Below are 19590 nucleotides of genomic sequence, written 5' to 3'. Positions count from 1 at the left end.
AATTGAAAAAGTGGGGTTAATTTACTTAACAATATTTTTTATTTAAAACAGATAACTAATTAATAATCCTGCTGATAATAAGAAGCCAAAAATCGTATTTGTCATCGCTGTTGATTTCATTGCGATGCGCATATATCCAGGATCCTTTGCTCCTTTTTGGAAACTTTGAATTGCAGAGATTGGCTTTCTCAAACCTAGGAACATAACTAATGCCCAAGGGCTTATATAACCCATCAATACAATCACCGCAATCCATAAATAAGCAATGAAAAAGGCTACAGCTAGTGTTACTATTGCTTTTTCTCTCCCAAGGAGGATTACCAACGTCTTTCTTCCACCTTTAATATCTTCTTCGATATCTCGGATGTTATTCGACATGTTGATTGCACCTACTAAAATTCCAATTGGAATGGAAATCAATACACTTTCAATCGTTATCGTATTTGTTTGAATAAAGAAAGCAATGAGTACAAAACATGTCCCCATTAACAATCCAGAAACTAATTCTCCAAACGGAGTGTACGCAATTGGTAATGGACCGCCTGTATATAAATAGCCAACCGCCATCCCAATTAAACCAATGACGACTAACCACCAGCTGCTATTCATACAAATATAAACTCCAATAATTGCTGCTACTACATACAATAAAAGTGCAACTGTTAACACATTTTTTGGTTTCAATCCGTGACGGACAATTCCGCCACCAATCCCAACAGAATCAGCGGTATCTAATCCACGTTTGAAGTCATAGTACTCGTTAAATAAATTCGTTGCTATTTGCAATGCTAAACACGCACTCATCATCGTAATAAATAAAAGCCAATGAATTTCTGCAACATAAAGTGATGCCACTGTTCCTAAAATCACAGGAGAAAACGTCGCCGTTAAAGTATGCGGGCGCGTCATCTTCCATATTAATTTAGCGGAACTAATTTCTTTTTCATTCCCCATAACTCTGTTCAATCTCCCTACATTTTAAGTATAAATTACTAGCAGTATCTTTCTATCTATTTCCTGCTTCACATCTATTATATCAAAAAAAGAATTAGCGATAGAACTTTAATGCTCTTGCTTGCACCATAACTTTGCATCAAAATATCGTTTTTTCTAATATGGGGTACAGCCGCATGTCCGTCAACTTAAGAAATTGGTAGTTCCCCAAAACGAAGAAAATTTTCGTTTTGAGGACACTTCAAAATATTAGCTTGAGGGCATGGGACTGAACCCCTAATGCTTTATTTTAATAATAATTCTTTTCATAAAATAAAACCCATTTATCAGTCTAAACCATTTTTTAGATTTAACAATAACAAGTGTACATTTTTACCTTTCAGATGGTCTCTTTTATTCTAATTTCTTCATTTCTTTCAGCCGTTCTATATCCTTTTCTGAAGCCTTTTCTATTTTATACAATTCATAGCTACCCTTTGTCTCATTTATTACTACAAATTCAATTTCATTCCGAATATAGCTTTTAGTTTTTCCTTTTTTATAACCAATAACATTATCTAATATAGTTTCTCCACTATCTTTTTTATATAAATTATAGCTAACAGGTGGACGACCAATTACATACTTATTATCAGAAAATCCGACTATATCATCTCTCCCTAATCCTGTCGAAACACTCCAGACAAAAATAATCTGAAATATAGAAAAAACAACCATACCGCATAAGAAAACAAATAGGATTGCTTTAAAAAATAACTTTAAAAATATCCTGCCCAAAAACATTCCCTCCCATTTCACCTCGGGATAGCAAGAACAAAACGTGAATTTTGCACGCTAAGAAACCGAATTTTTATATTGTTGAACTCAATCCCCGTCAGTGCCATAAGAAAAAGGGTTACCGCAGTAACCCTTTTTCTTATAATACACGTCATTTAGGTAAGCTATGGATGAATAAAGTCAATCTATGAAATTTCCCACAATCTTTTAACTTCCACCAATTCCTGCCCATTGAATTCCATTCTATATATATCTGGTTTTGATGTCTGTAGTAAAAAATTCAAGTCATACTTACTGTCATAATACCCCATCATCAAAGTCATTACAGCTCCATGAGTGCCTAATACTACTTTCTGTCCTCGATAGGTGTTTAATAATTCTTTTAAAACTTTTATAGCACGTTTCTGACAGTCGACATTCGACTCTCCTCCCATTAAAGCAAAGTCAGGGTCTAAGAATGACTTTTCTATCAAAGGGAATAATTCTTTATCCGACATTCGTTCCTCTTCAGCAATAAAAATTCTCTCTTTTAAGTCCTCAAATACTATAACTTCTTGTCCTATTTGCTTCGCTAACTGCTGAACAGTTAGAATTGAGCGATTGTATGGACTTGAGATAACAACGTCGATTCCCTCACCTTGTAATGCATCTATTATTCGTTGAACATCTAATTTTCCTTTTTCAGTTAATCCTCTTGTCTCTTCTTTTCCAAATTTCGGTGAATCCCCGTGTCTCACCATATATATGAAAGTTTTCATAATTACCTCCATTTTTCCAGTTCCCTTTACAATTCCTCCCTGATGTTAGCATATATATCCAAGTTTGTCTCCTTTAATTAACAGAAAACTGTGCGAATTTGAAATGAATTCACGATATTTGTAAGAAAGACGCGAAGTTTTCACTATCCTCAGGTATAAAAAAACGTTATTCTTTCTAAACAAGCTTGATTATTAGAAAGGATGAGATTTTTATGAATCTTTCGATTCGAAGCGAGCTACAATTATTTGCTGAAGAATTACATCAACATCTTACCCCCTCATTCTTAGAAAAACTCGCTAGAGAACTAGCTTTTGTACAACGAAAGCGTAAATTTTCAGGACGTGATTTAGCTATTATTTGTGTATGGATTAGTCAACCTGTAGCGAATGATTCCTTAGTTCGACTGTGTAGTCAACTTCATGCTGTTACAGGAACTCTTATGAGTCCAGAAGGACTAAATAAACGCTTCAATAAGAAGGCTGTTTGCTTTTTAAAACATATCTTCTCTATATTATTTAAAAATAAAATTTGTGAAACATCAGTGATTCCAAGCTCTTCAATTACCTATTTTCAACAGATTCATATTTTAGATGCGACGATTTTTCAAGTGCCAAAACATTTAGCTAGTGTGTATCCTGGATCGGGTGGTTGTGCACAAACAGCAGGTATAAAGATTCAATTAGAATATGATTTACATAGTGGACAGGTTTTAAATTTTCAAGTTGAACCGGGTAAGAACACTGATAAGACCTTTGGAACAGAATGTTTAGCAACATTACGACCTGGCGATTTATGTATTCGGGATTTAGGCTATTATTCACTGGACGATTTAGATCAAATGGACCAACGAGGCGTGTATTATATATCGCGACTTAAACTAAATAATTTGTACAATTACATCCGATTTACATTGGATACATCCTAATTATTAAACATAGAAAATTAAAACATAATACATAAACGAAAGGGCCGACTCCTAGGAGTTGGCCTTTTTTCTCTTATTTTAAAAATCTTCAATAGTTACTCTACCTTGATAAACAGATAGGTTTTACTTTTGTAACCCATTAATAATTGTATCTATATTCCATTTCATCATTTTCAAATACGTATCTCCATCCTCACCTGTTTTACCTAGTGAGTCTGTAAAAATTGTCCCTGCAATCGGCACGTTTGTTTCTTTTGAAACAGTTTCCATGCTACGTCGATCTACACTTGTTTCTACAAATAAAGCTGGAACTTTGTTTGTTTGAATTACACTTACAACATCTCTAATTTGATCTGGCGTACCTTGGTTTTCTGAGTTAATTTCCCAAATGTATCCCGTCTTAATGTCATACGCTTTTCCAAAGTATTTAAAAGCACCTTCACTAGAGATTAAGAAACGTTTTTCCTCAGGAATTTGATGAATTCTATTCACTGTCTCATCGTGTAACTTTTGAAGTTCTGCTACATACTTGTCGGCATTTTTAGTATAGAACTCTTTATTTTTAGGATCTTCTTTAATTAATGCCTTTTTCACATTTTCAGCATATAAAATACCATTTTTAATATTCATCCATGCATGTGGATCTGGTTCTTTTTCTAACCCCTTAGTTTCTAAATAAATAGCCTCTACACCTTCACTTACTTTATAAACCGGTGCATCTTTTTCTGATTTGTTTGCAGTTTTCAATAGTTTTTTAAACCATGCTCCGCCCTCTTCTAAGTTTAATCCATTGTAAAACACCATATCTGCATCTGTCATTTTCATAACATCTTTCGGTAATGGATCATATTCATGCGGGTTAGCTCCAATCGGAACAAGACTATGAATCTCAACTTTATCTCCACCAATTTGCTTTACCATATCATATATAATGGAGTATGTAGTTACAACTTTTAATTTTCCATTGCCCTCTTCTTTTCCATTGGTGTTACTCGAACACGCTGTTAATGCAAATACGAAAATACAAAGTATCGATAATAAAACATTTTTGAATTTCATCTTTATCCTCCAATCAATTATGACAACTCTGCTCTATTTTTTCTAATTTTGATAGCTCTCCAAAACAAACCTTGTGACGGTGAAAAAAAGAATGCCAATGCGAAAAAGAATGTTGCGACAAGAACAATTGTTGCACCTGAAGCAAGATTATAAGAGAAACTAAAATATAGCCCTACTACAGATGAAAGTGCACCAATACCTGCGGCTAAATAAATCATGACCCATAAACGATTTGTTAATAAATACGCTGTAGCCGCTGGTGTAATAAGCATAGCGACAACTAGAATAATTCCCACAGTTTGAAGTGAAGCAACTGTAACCATTGTAAGTAAAATCATTAAACCGTAATGAATCCATTTGTTCGGCAATCCATAACTTTGCGCCATCGTTGGATCAAAAGTGGATACGAGTAGTTCTTTATAAAACAAAATCACAAGACCAATAATGACAACTCCAATATTAAGTGTCATCCACATATCGGAAGAGCGAACTGATAGAACATTCCCAAATAAAATATGATACAAATCCGAACTACTCTTCATAAAGGTAATTAAAATAATCCCTATAGCGAAAACAGATGTGAACATAATCCCTATCGCCATATCATGTTTAATTCTACTATTTTGACTTACAAATCCAATTCCAACCGCAGTAATAACACCTGTTAAAACCGCCCCTATGAAATAGTTCATACCGATCATATAAGAAAGTGCTACTCCAGGAAGAACGGCATGTGAGATCGCATCACCCATTAATGCCATACCTCGTAAAATAATAAAACATCCTATTACCCCACAAATCACTCCTACCATAACGGAAGTTAAAAGCGCCTTCTGCAGAAAACTGTACTGCATTAATGCATCTATAAATTCTACAATCTTCATGATGAATGTACCTCCGCTGCATTATTAAACAATATTCCTTGATTCACATATGCTTTTGACATAACAGTTGGTTCTAATACTTGTCGTACTTCCCCGTAATGAATTAAGCTTTTATTCAGTAATAGTAATTTATCAAAATAGGACTCTGCTTTACTTAAATCGTGATGTACAACAACAATCGTTTTCCCTTCTATACGTAGCTCTCTAAGAATTTTAATAATTGTCTCTTCACTTGTTACATCAATTCCAACAAATGGTTCATCTAGGAAAAATATCTCTGCCTTTTGTGCTAACGCCCTCGCTAAAAAGACACGTTGTTGTTGTCCGCCTGAAAGCTCACCAATTTGACGATTTTTAAACTCTTCCATTCCGACCTTTTTTAAACATTCAAAAGCCCAATCCCGATGCTCTTTCTTCGGTCTTTTCATCATACCTAAAGATGGATACGTTCCAATTAGCACGACATCTATAACTGTGATCGGGAAGTCCCAATCTATATCACTCCTTTGCGGTACGTATGCAACATGTTTTCTAGCGCTCCGAATATCCTCCCCAAGAACTTGAACGTATCCCTTATCATTTGGAATTAAATCTAAAACAGCTTTCATTAAAGTAGATTTTCCCGCTCCGTTTGGACCAATAATTCCAACGAGTTTCCCTTTTTCAATATCGAAGGAAACATTTTGAACGACTTGATTCCCTTGGTAAGATACAAATAAATCTTTGACAATTATAGCCTCATCCATTTTTTATGCATTCCCCTTTCTTTTTTTCGTATATGTAATTATTTTGCACTAAGGCAACTTTCAAACAAAAAAATATAATGTGAATGTAAATTCACATAAAAGTTTCCTTCAGGAAACTTTTTTATATGAGTCAAATTATATAAGTTAGATACAAATTTGTAAACTGCTTTTTATTACTTTATGAATATATTGTGAAAAGTTGCCTCTAAAAAACAAAAATATCAAACTTTTCTAAATTCATTTTTGACACACATATTAGCCAATGCTAATATGAATAAAGAATAACATATTAGTAATTACTAATACGAATGGAGAGAATACAATTGTGCAACTCAAATGATTCAGATGTAAAAGCCAAGTTCATCCGTGGCTTTGCTGATAAAACAAGATTACAAATTCTTCAATGTATGATGGATGGCGAAAAAACAGTATCTGAAATTGTGGAAATCACTCAAGGAAATCAGTCAAACATATCTCAGCACCTAAACTGTTTAAAAGGATGTGGAATCATTCTAGGCAGACAAGAAGGAAAATACGTCCACTATTCCTTACGTAATAAGCAAATTGAACAGTTACTCACTATGTTTGATGTTGTTTTTCATGAAGTACAAAATGAAGTAGCGTCATGTGATAAAAACGATGCTTGTTTATCTCAAAAAGGAGAAAACGATCATGACAGATAAGAAGGAAAAACAAACTTCATCATGTTGTTCTTCAAAAAAAGAGATTCCGATTGTTCCTATCGCAAAGGAAACCTCTTGTTGTAGTACTGAAAAAGAAATAATAATAGAAACTTCGTCATGTTGCTCCTCTAATAAAGAGATTCCGGTTGTTCCTATCACGAAGGAAACCTCTTGTTGTAGTGGAAACAATGATTTTATAAAAACAGAAAATAGTTCTTCCTGCTGTTCATCTGAATTAGCTCTAGAAAAAGAACAAACAAAATCAAAGTCTTCTTGCTGTAGTGATAGCTCATGCGAAGACACGTCACCTCTTCTTGCTACTCAGAAAATATCTGGAGATGGCGTACAAACATATCTTGTGGAAGGAATGGATTGCGGTGCATGTGCCTTAACAATCGAAAAGCATCTGCAAAATGTTTCAGGCGTAGAAGAAGTTCGAGTAAACTTTGCTACTGGAAAAATGCATATTCGTCATGACCGTGATGTGGATGACATTATAAAAGAAGTGTCTAACGCAGGATTTGCGGCTTCCTTGGCAGGATTTCGTAGAGGGGCCGCTCCTGTTCAAAAAGCTAAAAATACAACTTTGATTCTCTCAGGATTATTTTTAGCTTTAGGGTTTGGAGGAAGTTTTACAAACATATCCCCTCTTCTTATTACACTTCTCTATGCGGCGAGTATTGGTATCTGTGGTTATAAGCCTGCTAAAAGTGCCTTTTATGCAATTAGAAGTAAATCACTTGATATGAACGTTCTTATGATATCAGCTGCAATTGGTGCTGCATTAATTGGTCAATGGCTAGAAGGTGCAACCGTTGTTTGGCTATTTGCATTAGGAGCAACTTTACAAAATAAATCAATTGAACGTACACGGGAATCTATTCGCGGACTGATTGATTTAGCACCGTCAGAAGCTTGGGTAAAAGTCGGAACTGAACTTATAAAAAAATCTGTAGATGATATTGCAGTGCATACAAAGATCGTTGTAAAACCCGGTGAAAAGATCCCATTAGACGGCACAGTTATAGGAGGCACTTCTACTGTAAACCAAGCTCCGATAACTGGTGAATCTATCCCAATTGATAAACAAATTGGTGATTCCGTATATGCGGGGACGATAAATGAGGAAGGTTCACTTGAAATCACGGTAACTAAACTTGTTGAGGATACTACGTTATCTCGAATTATCCACCTTGTAGAGGAAGCGCAGGAAAAGAAAGCACCGACAGAAGCATTTGTGGATCGTTTCGCAAAAATCTATACACCAATCGTTTTTGTATTAGCGATTGGTGTCATGATCATCCCTCCCCTTCTTGGGATGGGCGAATGGATGGAATGGATTTATAAAGGATTAGAACTTCTTGTTGTTGCGTGTCCTTGTGCTTTAGTTATCTCAACTCCTGTTGCGATCGTATCTGCAATAGGAAATGCCGCAAGAAACGGCGTACTCATTAAAGGTGGTACTGCACTAGAAATTGCAGGTTCATTAAATGCTATTGCGTTTGATAAAACAGGTACATTGACTGAAGGAAAACCAAAAGTAATGCATGCGCGAAGCTTACATTGTACGGAAGATGAATTACTATCCATTGCCGCAACAATTGAAGAATATTCTAATCATCCAATTGCAAAAGCCATTACAGCGTATGCGAAAGAACACCAATCTTCTCTTCAAAGTGGAACAGATTTCCGCGCCATTGTAGGAAAAGGTGCGCAGGTCACGATAGACGGCGAAACATACTACGCCGGAAATAAAGCATTATATGAAGATTTTGGGGTTTCACTTCAAATATGGAACGAACCGATCGGGGAGATGCAAAGAATTGGTCAAACCGTAATACTTGTTGGAACGAACAAAGGAATTTTAGGAATGATTTCAGTAGCAGATTCTATTCGCTCTACTACTTATGAAACGATTCAAGAATTAAAACGAGCAGGTATTCAGGAAACTGTTATGTTAACAGGAGACAACGAAGGAACAGCTGAACATATTGCACAGAAAGCAAAAGTAGATCGTTATTTTGCTAACTTACTTCCAGAAGATAAAGTGCAATCTGTAAAACAACTTCAATCTGAAGGAAAAATAGTAGCTATGATTGGGGACGGTATTAATGATGCCCCTGCCCTTGCTACTGCAAATCTAGGAATTGCCATGGGCGGTGCTGGAACTGATACAGCAATGGAAACGGCAGATATTGTATTAATGGCAGATAATCTTGAAAAACTTCCGTATACGATGAAACTTAGCCGGAAAGCATTGCACATTATTAAACAAAATATATGGTTCTCATTACTTATTAAATTTATTGCCCTTGCCTTTATCTTCCCAGGGTGGCTTACTCTTTGGATGGCTGTACTAAGTGATACAGGCGCTGCGCTTATTGTAATCCTAAACAGTATGCGTTTATTACGAAACAAATAATAAAATGCGGGGCTACCTAATAGCTCCGTACCTTAAATAAATTTTGAAAGGATGTACATATGAAAAAAATGCGTGTCATTACATTACTTATCCTTATTTCTATCATTACGATTTTAGGAGCATGTAGTGATAATAAACTAAGAGATTCACTCGATTGGGATGTAGAAAAGTTTACATTTACAGATCAAAATGGCAAAAAGTTTGGCTCATCTGAATTGAAGGATAAAGTTTGGGTAGCCGATTTTATTTTTACAAGTTGTGAAACTGTTTGCCCTCCTATGACAGCTAATATGGCAAAACTTCAAAACATGTTGCAAAAAGAAGGTATTAAAGATGTAGAGTTTGTATCGTTTAGTGTAGATCCTGAAGTGGACACACCTGAAAAAATAACAGAGTTTATGAAAGTATATGAAATGGATGCGAAGCGAACTCATTTTTTAACAGGGTATACACGACCAGAAATTGAAAAATTTGCAAAAGATAACTTCCAAACACTTGTAACGAAACCAGACAATAATACACAAGTTATACATGGTACAAGTTTTTATCTTGTAGACAAAGATGGGAAAGTTGTGAAGAAGTATTCAGGTCTTCAAAACACACCGTATGAAGATATGATCCGTGATATTAAAAGAATTCGCTAAATAAAAACCGCTTATTATGTTTCTATTAAACTTTAAAAATCCGAGGTGTTTACATGAAAAAAAGGCAAAGTTCTCACATGAAATTATTGTTCGTTGTCACATTAATCATTTTCGCTGCTGTTACAGCTTTCGTCGTTTTAAATAAAGAAGATAAAGTTGCGACAAATAAAGTAATAAAAGATTTACCCCCTATCGGCAAACAACCTACTTTAGGAAAAGAAAATGCGCCAGTCTCTATTATTGAGTTTGGCGACTTTAAATGTCCTGCTTGTAAAGCATGGGGTGAGCGTATCTTCCCTCAGCTTCAAAAAGACTATATCGATACAGGAAAAGTTAAATTTTCATATGTAAATGTTTTATTCCACGGAACAGAATCTAAATTGTCTGCTTTAGCTGCTGAATCTGTTTATAAACAAGACCCACAAGCATATTGGAGATTCCATAAAGAATTATTTAACGCACAGCCAGCAAATCACGATGATCCATGGATTACTCCTGAAAAACTATTAGAAATTGCGAAAACATATACACCAAGTATTAATACTGTTCAACTTGAAGAAGATTTGAAAAAACAAACAGCGCAAGAAGAAGTAAATAAAGATGAAAAATTAACACAAGATTACGGTGTAGAACAAACACCGAGCATTGTCATAAATGGAACAATGTTGTCTGATCCTTATGATTATGAACAAATCAAAAATTTAATTGAAAAAGCATTAAAGGACAAAAAATGATGAATACAACAAATAAGAATTTTGAATGGCGTAATTACACTTTATATTTTGCATGGATTGTATCAATGATAGCGACACTAGGTAGTCTATTTTTCAGTGAGATCCTTGGATTCGTACCGTGTGAATTGTGTTGGTACCAACGAATTATGATGTATCCGCTCTGTATTATTTTAGGCATTGCAACGTTCTATAATGAAAAAAACATAAAAAAATATGTATTACCAATTTCTATTATCGGCGGGAGTATTTCACTTTATCACTATGCAATACAAAAGTTTCCTAGTGTTTCAGAGATTAATCCGTGTGTGCAAGGTGTCCCTTGTAATGTCGATTATATTAATTGGTTCGGTTTTATAACGATCCCCTTCTTAGCGTTAATTGCTTTTTCTTTCATTACTTTGTTTATGGTGTTAACGAGATCGAATGAATAAAAACATTATGTAAAGGTAGCTCTACAGAGAGGAGACTGTATGATGTCAAAGATCGTACCTATATTTTTATTAGTAAGCCTATTAATTGGCTGTAGTTCCATTAATGATTCATCACCTACTAAGAGCGACAACACACAAAATCAATTACAAGAAACAAAGAATAATGGTGAACATTTTAAAGGTGATACATTAGAAACAACAGCTACTGTAGAAGCTCTTCCTTCTTTCTTATCATCAACTAAAAATGGACAAGTCTCACAAATTTATGGAATGGTAGGAAAAGATATCGAACTCTTACAATGGATTCCTTGTTATTGTGGGTGTGATGAAAACTCAGGACATAAAAGTAATAAAGATTGTTTTATCCGTGAGATGAAAGAAAATGGTCAAGTTACATGGAATTCACATGCAATGAATCACGCAGAGTGTGTAGATATCGCTTTCCAAGCTGTTTTAATGAAACAAAACGGAGCGTCTCCTTTAAAAATTCGAGAATACATCGATAAACAATATAAAAAAGACGGTGTAAAAGCTACTCCAACACCGATGCCAAGTGCTTAACATAATAAAATTATTTATCACTAAAAAAACAGCCATATTGATGGCTGTTTTTTTAGTAATTGATTGTTGCTATTTTCCCAAGCGATAAAGAGACTACTCTAGTCAGGTGCATAAAGTTTGTTTGTTTCATATTCTCTTCGTATTATGCAACAACCTCAAATTTCAATGTGTTTCGATTTACTACGATATATTCACCTTTTGATTTATTCATTACTAGAGAGACTTCTTTAGTATGTGTTATTTCAAAACTATCATTTTTTATATCCACCAATAATTTTACTTCCACATCACTTTTTCCATATTTCAAGCCACTATAAGATAATTTCGTCATTGTTATCATCCCTTTTTTATATTACCTATTTTTATTATACTATACATTATTGAAACTTATAAAAAAGCAACAATCTTTACGAAAAAGCCTACCCAAATGAACTGGCTCTTTCTCCACTTAACAATGAAGACAATCTTTCTCTTCTTATTTTATAGCCTTTCAAATGTTCCTTTAATCCCCTCCCATCATCTAATACATTCATCGTCTTTTTAACAAAATTCCAATTCAAACTACCAGATAACCATAGTAATGAAGAAAGTCTTTTATACTCGTTTAAAGTTAAAATATTACTAGCTTTATACCCTTCTAAAAATGCACTAGCAACACTCGAACATACTTCATGAGACTGTATTCCTTTTGTTCGAGAGTACCATTTTATTATAAAGGCTAGTCCTTCAATACGATCTACATACCCAATAGATTCAAAATCTACAATTCCTTTTACACATTGACTTGAGTTCCATATAACATTTAAAGGATTTAAATCTGTCTGTACAATAAACTCTAAATCACTCGCATGTGCGCATTCTATATGATATTTAGCTAGATCTATATACCCCCGCAATTCTTTACATGTACTGCCCTTATTTTCTAACAGCTTTATAAACTCACCATATCCATCTAAATGAGATTTCTTTTGAAAAATCGAGCTTTGAAATGTACTAGAAATATCATGTATCTTTCTCGCTTCCTTTCCAAAGGATTCTGCCATAGTTTCTGTACAATAAGTAATATGCTCTCCTTCAATCCAAGTAGACAATACAAACCGGTACTGTTCTTCATTCCAAGTGAGTAATGTAAAGTAATCCCCCGCCCTATTCTCCTTAATCTGCATAAATGGAATTCCATGCTCTCGTAAATAATACGTAAATCGTACTTGCTCTTTCAATTGTTCATTTGATAACGTTCCAAAGGCCGGATTGATTGTTCGATCGCTATTTATAAACCTTGCGGAATATCGATCTCCATTTACCATGATTTTATAGTGTAGATCTGTATGCCGACTATTTTTATGTAATTCTTCTTCCACTATTAGTGTATGAATTTCTTTAAAATAATTCATTAATATATCTTTTATTATGTGTTTCATACTATTCTCCTTACATGTAAAAACTTTTAAGATAAGAGGTTTGTAACACCCGCCTAATTTACTCAAACGGAAAATAATAACCTACATAATTAAACACATTTGTAAAAATCATTCTTGTTTAATTCAGAAATCATACGTTACACCGCCTTCCTGAAACTGTTCTATTATAACAGAATATTCCTTATTTGTTCTGGTAGTTGGTTTAAACCGCTGCATTAAGTAAATGGATATATAATGAAATATATAGTAAAAAAGAGCGAACCTCCTGATAGAAGGTTCGCTCTTTCCTTTATTTACTCCCCTATTTCAGAAAATCGTTTTATACGTTCCCCAATTTCATCGCGAACACGTTGAAATTCAGACCACTCTTTTCCTCGTTGGATCATCGAATCCCCAGTGAACACGGTTCACGTGCGAAGGTGTCGAAGGACAAACAGAATCTGCATGACTACAAAGGGTAACAACTAAATCAGCGTTATTTAAAATATTTACATCAAGTATATCTGATGTTTGATCTGTTATGTCGATATTTACTTCTTTCATCGCTTTAATAGCATTTGGATTTACTCCGTGTGCTTCGATCCCTGCAGAATATACATTCCACTTATCTCCTACATATTGTTTGCCCCATGCTTCCGCCATTTGGCTTCGGCATGAATTTCCTGTGCATAAGAAATAAATTGTCTTTTTGTTTTCCATGTTGTTTTCCACCTTTATTTTTAAATTATACTGGTTGATCATTAAAATATTTACGCTTAAACCAAAAAGCGACGTTTACAAGTGCAATCATTACAGGTACTTCAACTAAAGGCCCGATAACAGCTGCAAATGCTGCGCCTGAATGAATACCAAACACACCAACTGCTACAGCAATTGCTAACTCAAAGTTATTACTACCTGCTGTAAATGCTAACGTTGTAGTCACCGGATAGTTTGCACCAATTTTTCTTCCCATAAAGAAAGAAACAAAAAACATTACAATAAAATAGATTAATAACGGAATTGCTATTCTTACTACATCTAATGGTACGCTAACAATCATTTCCCCTTTTAAAGAGAACATAATGATGATTGTAAATAATAATGCAAGTAATGTAAGTGGACTAATCTTCGGTATAAATACCTTTTCATACCATTGTCTTCCTTTTAACTTAACGAGTACAAAACGTGTTAACATACCTGCTATAAAAGGAATTCCCAAATAGATAAATACTGATTTCGCTACTTCTACCATTGTAATATCGACAATAGCCCCTTCAATCCCTAACCATTCTGGAATGACTGTTACAAACACGTATACATAAACGGAGAAGAATAACATTTGGAATACCGAGTTAAAAGCCACTAAACCTGCCGCATACTCTTTATCCCCATCAGCAAGGTCGTTCCAAACAATTACCATTGCAATACAACGTGCTAAACCAATCATAATGAGCCCGACCATGTATTCTGGCTTATCTGGAAGAAAAATAATTGCTAAAACAAACATAAGTACAGGACCAATAATCCAGTTTTGCACTAAAGATAAAACCAACACTTTTACATCTTTAAATACCCGGCCCATTTCCTCGTAACGAACTTTCGCCAACGGTGGATACATCATGACAATTAAACCAACAGCGAGCGGGATGGACGTCGTTCCAACTTGTAATGTATTTAGTCCGTCTACTACACTAGGAAACACAAACCCTAAACCAATCCCAACAGCCATAGCTAGAAAAATCCATAGTGTTAAATATCGATCTAGAAAAGATAAACGTTTCATTTTATTTTCCATCTCCTATTAACAACAAGAATTTTTTTCTACTACGTTAGAAGTCGTGCAACAAGATGAATCTTCAATTTTATGAACATCACTATGTGCTTTCGTATAAAAGAATTCCCACTCGTTCCCATCAAAATCCGTTACCCAAAACTTATCTTGAACTGCATAGCAACAAGTCGTATCCATCTCATCACGTGCAAAGAACCCTTCTTTTTCTAATCTTTCTTTATGAAATGTAATTTCTTCAGCTGTATCCACTTGGAAACCAAAATGATTTACCTGATTTCCCTTCACTTCATCTCGTACGTTTAGCGTAAAATTAAGTCCTGGCGTCTCTAATAAAAATTTTGCATAATCTACTTTCACCTTTACTGGTGATACGCCAAATACCTTTTCGTAAAATTCAATAGACTTCTCTAAATTCGTAACATTTATCCCAACGTGAACATATCTCATAGCTTCTTCCTCCTCTTTACATGTTATTAATCAATTTTTTTTGATTAATAGTGCAAAATCTTAACAGCAACTACCTTTGCCTGTTTTTCTAAAGATACAGCATAATTCTTCTGATAATAAATTATTTACTTCCGCATCATTTAAATCATAATAACTCCACGTACCCTTTGTTTCTTTTACAATTAAACCTGCATCTAATAAGATTTTTAAATGATACGACAACTTAGATTGCGTCATTTCAAAAACTTCTGTTAAATCACATACACAAGTCTGGCCCCGCTGGCAAAGTTCATACATAATCTCTAAACGCTTCTGATCCGCCAACGCTTTAAACTTTTTCTCATATAACTTAAAATCCTGTGCCACTGTAGTTTCCTCTCCCTTCATCAATTTTTTTTGATATTTATAGTATATACGCTGATTAATTTATTATGCAACTAATTAATCAATTTTTTTTGATTTACAAAAACCTCCTCACATCATATCTTTGCTACAACTAAAAAGGACCATAGCCTTTTCAAAAATAAAAAACTACGGTTCTTTTTACAACTTAATAGTTACAATGTTTCCGAGGAATGGAGTCTCTATAACTGTTTTAAATTTTAATTTGACCATTATAGCGTAGTGCCCCATCACCATCAAGCTAAGAAAAACAAATACCCCCAAATGAAAAAAATCGATATAACTCTTCGGCAAATAAAGATAACTCTTGTTTTTGGTACATATTCATAAAAAGCACGTCACCCTTTCTCATTAACATAAGAGAATAGTAATGTGCTTTTAATTTCAAAAATAGTCTAAATCCTTAAGTTGATGGTTGTGGGGCGGGACCCCAATAAGAACGGTATCTAAGGTTGGATGAGAGGTGTTAGTTCCATTCCAAAGGCCTCAGCCGAAGATTAACTCAAGTACCGATTTCGAATGACCCCCATGTGATGAAGTTCGTGTCCTGCGATGCCGTACGCGAGGGCGCGCACCGTAATGCTTAGGTTGTTGGCTGTGCCCTTGCGGGTCCACGCCTCCGCCGGTAGCCCGCGCAGCAATGTGATCGTTGATTGCCGTACGGCCCGGTAGTCTTCGGCCAATTGCTCGGTTGTCCAACTTCCGAAAGGAGGCATGAACAATTCCTGATTAAAACCAGTCAGAGACGTCTGGTCCCCTCTTGCGAACCGGAGCAGGCGGTAGGTCATGACGCGTTCCGCATCTGCAATGTGGCCCACGACTTCTTTCAGCGTCCATTTTCCTTCCGCATACCGATATGCGGCCTGGCTTTCGGTCAACGATGCCAGGAGCTCGGTCATTTGCTTTTCCTGGGCGAACAGAATATCGATGATGTTACCGTCCGGCACCAAACGGATATATTCGCCGGAGTTCCCGGCGTATTCTTCTTCTGAAGGTCTTTGATTCATGCGTATTCACCTCTTTATGTACATATAGAAAATTATAGCGCTCGTCTATGTCTAATAAATTCGCGAAATGATAGAACTTCCCTTCTAATAATTGAGGATAAGCAACTATTTAGTTGGTCAGTCGCCACACTATCCTGATTCGTTAGCACAATAAAAATTATCTGTTATACAATATTTCGAAGTTATTAATATATATAGGTAACACTTTCTTTTTTAATTTAAAGATGAATTTTCAATTGTATTTTGAAATGAACCGGAGTAAAACACGCTAGTCTAACTACTTTTTCATACAAGATTTTATGCAAAAAAGAATAGCGAAGATCCCTAGAATCCCCGCTATATCAATGATGTATAAAATCTTGTGTAAGAGATAGATAGACATAGAGACAAAAAATTTAGTAAAAACAAGGAGTTTATGAAAAACTTGCTACCGACAATAGGACGTTATGTTAACCGAACATGTATAAGATATACAAAGGAGAATTTAAGTAAAGTATCGAAGAAAATTACGAAAAGAGGGATACCAATGGAAAAATATTTTGAGGAAGCACATCGTTTTTGTTCTCATAATAGAAACCTCTTAAAAAAAGATATTATATGTGGTTGTTTCCACTGCTTAAAAATATTTAGTCCTAAAGAAATAACAGATTGGTGGGAAAAGGAAGAAGATACAGCAGAATGTCCTCATTGTGGAATTGATTCGATTATCGGGGAAAGTTCTGGGTTTCCCATCACAAAAAATTTTTTAGTAGAGATGAATAAGAGATATTTTTAAAGATTTATTGACTACCGACTTCGAGAATTATGTAAATAAGCTGTCCATGTGGACAGCTTATTGTTTTTTTGCTTAGCATGCAAAATTAGTGTCTTGTTGGCGGGACCCCATTGCCATCAACCTAAGCTTTTGAGATACCCCCATACCGAAATTTCCACCTTTTCACAGTTACTTATGAGAATTCAGCTCATTTTTTCGTTTTGGGGAACAATCAATTTCTTAAGTTGATGGGTATGTGATAATGCTTCCATTTGAACAAATTTTCCTTTTCCATACCGATCACACATCTTTTGTAGAGTAATAGTATCAGCATATCCCAGTTTAAGAGGTTACTTACAAAATATTTAAAATTTTTTTACGAGAATCCTCCGAAATGTAATACGGACTTTAAATATTTTCATTTATAATTCTCTATTTGTCTATACTTTTCATACCGCTGTTGTATAAGCTCTTCCGAGGATAATAGTATCAATTTTTTTAGAGATGATTCGATTACAGATTCAATCATTTTTGCCTGTGATTTTATATCATTTTGTGCTCCACCTTTAATTTCAGGAATGATTTCATCAATAATTCCTAAATGTTTTAAATCTTTTGCTGAAATTTTCATATGTTCAGCAGCTTCTGGAGCATACTTAGCGTCCTTCCATAGGATAGATGCTGCTCCTTCTGGCGAAATTACCGAGTACCATGAATACTCTAACATATGGATATGGTTACCGACACTAATGCCAAGAGCTCCACCACTTGATGCCTCTCCAATTACAATACAAACAATTGGTACTTTAAGTGTAGCCATTTCAAATAGATTTCGAGCTATCGCTTCAGAAATTCCACGTTCTTCAGACCCTTTCCCTGGATAGGCGCCTATTGTATCAATAAATGTAATAATAGGGCGATTAAATTTATCAGCTTGTTTCATAAGTCTTAGCGCTTTTCTATAACCTTCTGGATGTGCCATTCCAAAATTTCTTTCTATATTTTCCTTTGTATTTCTACCTCTTTGATGACCAATAACCGTAACGGGCATCCCTTTAAATTTTGCAATACCACCTATCATTGCTTTATCATCACCATATAATCGATCACCATGAAGTTCGAGAAAGTTTGTAAACAATAAAGGTATATAGTCCAATGTCGTGGGTCGGTTACGTAGCCTTGCAATTTGAACTCGTTGAAAAGGTGTAATATTAGAATAAATTTTATCTTGCATTTTATTTAAACGTTTTTCTAATTCATGAATTTCTGACGATAAATCTACATTATTTTCTTTCATAATTTTCTTTAATTCATCAAATTTCTCTTTTAATTCAATAATAGGACGTTCAAAATGCAAACTCATTTTATCCTCCAAATGTTATGACTTACCTCACTCTAATCAAAAGGCTTAGAAATAGAATCAATAAATAATTCAAAACCATCCACAACTATTTTTTGTTCTGATTCTGATAAATTATTGAGAATACTTTGATAAAATGTAATGGATTGCTCTCTTAAGCAATTAACAGTTATGTGACCTTTTTCTGTGAGGTGCAGAAAAAGTTCTCTTCTATTTTTTTCATTTACTTCACGATAAATAAGCCCCTTTTTTACTAACTTATCTACCAATCTACTTACAGTTGAAGTCTCTAATCTAAGTTTATTGGATAGTTGCCAAACAGTTAGTTTTTCCACCTCTAGTTCCTCTAACGCCATCATTTGAGAAGTTGGTAAAGGTTTTTCAAATGGTCCATTGGGCAAATTTTGAGATTCAAAAACCCCAGTTATTATAATCATTTTCTTAATATCTGTTCTTAGTTTTAAGGCATCTTCTCTTTTCAAATAGGTCACCCTCCTACAACTAATGTATCATACATCAATTGTATTATACATGAATATGTTTTTTCACAAGCTTAACCTAAGCCAATATTACAACATGGACGAGATATTTCTTCTTGTTAAAATGGTATAAGTAGATTGTTTTCTACAAATGGCAGAACATCAATTATGTATCAGGGGCCTTTATGGGGTACCGCTCATCGCAATCAAGCTAAGAAAATAAAACTACCCAAAAAACGAAAATTTTGTGATAACTTGTAACAAAAAACTCATAATTTTTTTGGGGAGTTCTAAATTCTTAAGTTGATGGGCATGGGGTAGCACCACATCGCCATCAAGCTAAAATTTTATAGCACCCCCAGAACGA

Annotated in this window: 21 protein-coding genes and 2 pseudogenes; 8 read left to right on the top strand and 15 right to left on the bottom strand. The window is 34.7% G+C overall.

Annotation, left to right across the window (positions count from 1 at the left end; all coding sequences use genetic code 11):
- Positions 1–42 precede the first annotated feature (42 nt).
- The 3 genes from menA to JFU18_RS27600 form a co-directional block, all read right to left on the bottom strand.
- On the bottom strand, positions 43–954 hold the full coding sequence (gene menA / locus JFU18_RS27610) for a 1,4-dihydroxy-2-naphthoate polyprenyltransferase (RefSeq protein ID WP_098168595.1): 912 nt from the start codon (positions 952–954) through the stop codon (positions 43–45).
- A gap of 393 nt (positions 955–1347) precedes the next feature.
- The gene (locus JFU18_RS27605) at positions 1348–1731 is read right to left on the bottom strand and encodes a hypothetical protein (protein ID WP_201034033.1); all 384 of its coding nucleotides are present in this window, start codon (positions 1729–1731) and stop codon (positions 1348–1350) included.
- A 185-nt stretch (positions 1732–1916) separates the two neighbouring features.
- Positions 1917–2489, bottom strand: coding sequence for a histidine phosphatase family protein (locus tag JFU18_RS27600; RefSeq protein WP_201034034.1), 573 nt, complete (start codon positions 2487–2489; stop codon positions 1917–1919).
- A 212-nt stretch (positions 2490–2701) separates the two neighbouring features.
- On the opposite strand from JFU18_RS27600, the pseudogene JFU18_RS27595 reads away from it, so the two are divergent.
- Positions 2702–3379 (top strand): annotated as a pseudogene (locus tag JFU18_RS27595) (IS4 family transposase); the annotation flags it as partial.
- Positions 3380–3538: 159 nt separating this feature from the next.
- Here the strand turns inward: JFU18_RS27595 and mntA are convergent.
- From mntA to JFU18_RS27580, 3 genes are read right to left on the bottom strand one after another with little or no spacing between them, the layout of a single operon-like run.
- A complete protein-coding gene (gene mntA, locus JFU18_RS27590; protein WP_201034035.1) occupies positions 3539–4474 on the bottom strand; it encodes a manganese ABC transporter substrate-binding protein/adhesin MntA in 936 nt (311 codons plus the stop codon).
- 17 nt (positions 4475–4491) lie between these two features.
- Entirely contained in the window at positions 4492–5358 is an 867-nt protein-coding gene (locus JFU18_RS27585; protein WP_201034036.1) for a metal ABC transporter permease, read from the bottom strand.
- Entirely contained in the window at positions 5355–6104 is a 750-nt protein-coding gene (locus tag JFU18_RS27580; RefSeq protein ID WP_201034037.1) for a metal ABC transporter ATP-binding protein, read from the bottom strand. Before JFU18_RS27580 ends, JFU18_RS27585 begins: the two co-directional genes overlap by 4 nt.
- 323 nt (positions 6105–6427) lie before the next feature.
- On the opposite strand from JFU18_RS27580, the gene JFU18_RS27575 reads away from it, so the two are divergent.
- From JFU18_RS27575 to JFU18_RS27550, 6 genes are read left to right on the top strand one after another with little or no spacing between them, the layout of a single operon-like run.
- On the top strand, positions 6428–6787 hold the full coding sequence (locus JFU18_RS27575; protein ID WP_098273952.1) for an ArsR/SmtB family transcription factor: 360 nt from the start codon (positions 6428–6430) through the stop codon (positions 6785–6787).
- Positions 6777–9209, top strand: coding sequence for a heavy metal translocating P-type ATPase (locus JFU18_RS27570; RefSeq protein WP_201034038.1), 2433 nt, complete (start codon positions 6777–6779; stop codon positions 9207–9209). Before JFU18_RS27575 ends, JFU18_RS27570 begins: the two co-directional genes overlap by 11 nt.
- Before the next feature lie 59 nt (positions 9210–9268).
- The gene (locus tag JFU18_RS27565; protein ID WP_063217972.1) at positions 9269–9853 is read left to right on the top strand and encodes an SCO family protein; all 585 of its coding nucleotides are present in this window, start codon (positions 9269–9271) and stop codon (positions 9851–9853) included.
- A 53-nt stretch (positions 9854–9906) separates the two neighbouring features.
- Positions 9907–10587: a DsbA family protein gene (locus tag JFU18_RS27560; RefSeq protein ID WP_201034039.1), complete on the top strand. Its 681-nt coding sequence runs from the start codon at positions 9907–9909 to the stop codon at positions 10585–10587.
- The gene (locus JFU18_RS27555) at positions 10584–11018 is read left to right on the top strand and encodes a disulfide oxidoreductase (RefSeq protein WP_201034040.1); all 435 of its coding nucleotides are present in this window, start codon (positions 10584–10586) and stop codon (positions 11016–11018) included. The genes JFU18_RS27560 and JFU18_RS27555 overlap by 4 nt, the downstream gene beginning before the upstream one ends.
- A 42-nt stretch (positions 11019–11060) precedes the next feature.
- On the top strand, positions 11061–11579 hold the full coding sequence (locus JFU18_RS27550; protein WP_201034041.1) for a PCYCGC motif-containing (lipo)protein: 519 nt from the start codon (positions 11061–11063) through the stop codon (positions 11577–11579).
- A gap of 142 nt (positions 11580–11721) precedes the next feature.
- Here JFU18_RS27550 and JFU18_RS27545 read toward each other — a convergent pair whose 3' ends face one another.
- From JFU18_RS27545 to JFU18_RS27515, 7 genes and pseudogenes are all read right to left on the bottom strand, one after another.
- A complete protein-coding gene (locus JFU18_RS27545; protein WP_085311853.1) occupies positions 11722–11910 on the bottom strand; it encodes a hypothetical protein in 189 nt (62 codons plus the stop codon).
- 88 nt (positions 11911–11998) lie between these two features.
- Positions 11999–13000, bottom strand: a complete 1002-nt coding sequence (locus JFU18_RS27540; protein WP_201050386.1) for a phosphotransferase — start codon at positions 12998–13000, stop codon at positions 11999–12001.
- A 293-nt stretch (positions 13001–13293) separates the two neighbouring features.
- Positions 13294–13699 (bottom strand): annotated as a pseudogene (gene arsC, locus JFU18_RS27535) (arsenate reductase (thioredoxin)).
- Between the two features lie 25 nt (positions 13700–13724).
- Entirely contained in the window at positions 13725–14765 is a 1041-nt protein-coding gene (gene arsB, locus JFU18_RS27530; RefSeq protein ID WP_201034043.1) for an ACR3 family arsenite efflux transporter, read from the bottom strand.
- 18 nt (positions 14766–14783) lie between these two features.
- A complete protein-coding gene (locus JFU18_RS27525; RefSeq protein ID WP_063217977.1) occupies positions 14784–15221 on the bottom strand; it encodes an ArsI/CadI family heavy metal resistance metalloenzyme in 438 nt (145 codons plus the stop codon).
- 60 nt (positions 15222–15281) lie between these two features.
- Positions 15282–15608 carry an arsenical resistance operon transcriptional regulator ArsR gene (gene arsR / locus JFU18_RS27520; RefSeq protein WP_161939634.1) on the bottom strand — a complete coding sequence of 109 codons (327 nt, stop codon included), beginning with the start codon at positions 15606–15608 and terminating at the stop codon, positions 15282–15284.
- A gap of 512 nt (positions 15609–16120) precedes the next feature.
- Complete coding sequence (locus JFU18_RS27515; protein ID WP_201034044.1) at positions 16121–16630, bottom strand: DinB family protein; 510 nt, start codon at positions 16628–16630, stop codon at positions 16121–16123.
- A 526-nt stretch (positions 16631–17156) separates the two neighbouring features.
- Here JFU18_RS27515 and JFU18_RS27510 point away from each other — a divergent pair.
- Positions 17157–17405: a cytoplasmic protein gene (locus tag JFU18_RS27510; RefSeq protein WP_201031366.1), complete on the top strand. Its 249-nt coding sequence runs from the start codon at positions 17157–17159 to the stop codon at positions 17403–17405.
- A 397-nt stretch (positions 17406–17802) separates the two neighbouring features.
- Here JFU18_RS27510 and JFU18_RS27505 read toward each other — a convergent pair whose 3' ends face one another.
- Together JFU18_RS27505 and JFU18_RS27500 are read right to left on the bottom strand one after the other, a co-directional pair.
- Positions 17803–18747, bottom strand: a complete 945-nt coding sequence (locus JFU18_RS27505; protein WP_063217980.1) for an acetyl-CoA carboxylase carboxyltransferase subunit alpha — start codon at positions 18745–18747, stop codon at positions 17803–17805.
- A 32-nt stretch (positions 18748–18779) separates the two neighbouring features.
- Complete coding sequence (locus JFU18_RS27500; protein WP_000817662.1) at positions 18780–19226, bottom strand: MarR family winged helix-turn-helix transcriptional regulator; 447 nt, start codon at positions 19224–19226, stop codon at positions 18780–18782.
- Positions 19227–19590 lie beyond the last annotated feature (364 nt).

It is taken from the genome of Bacillus sp. TH22 (assembly GCF_016651015.1).
GTDB classification, from domain to species: domain Bacteria; phylum Bacillota; class Bacilli; order Bacillales; family Bacillaceae_G; genus Bacillus_A; species Bacillus_A mycoides.
This window is presented reverse-complemented; position numbering and strand designations above follow the sequence as displayed.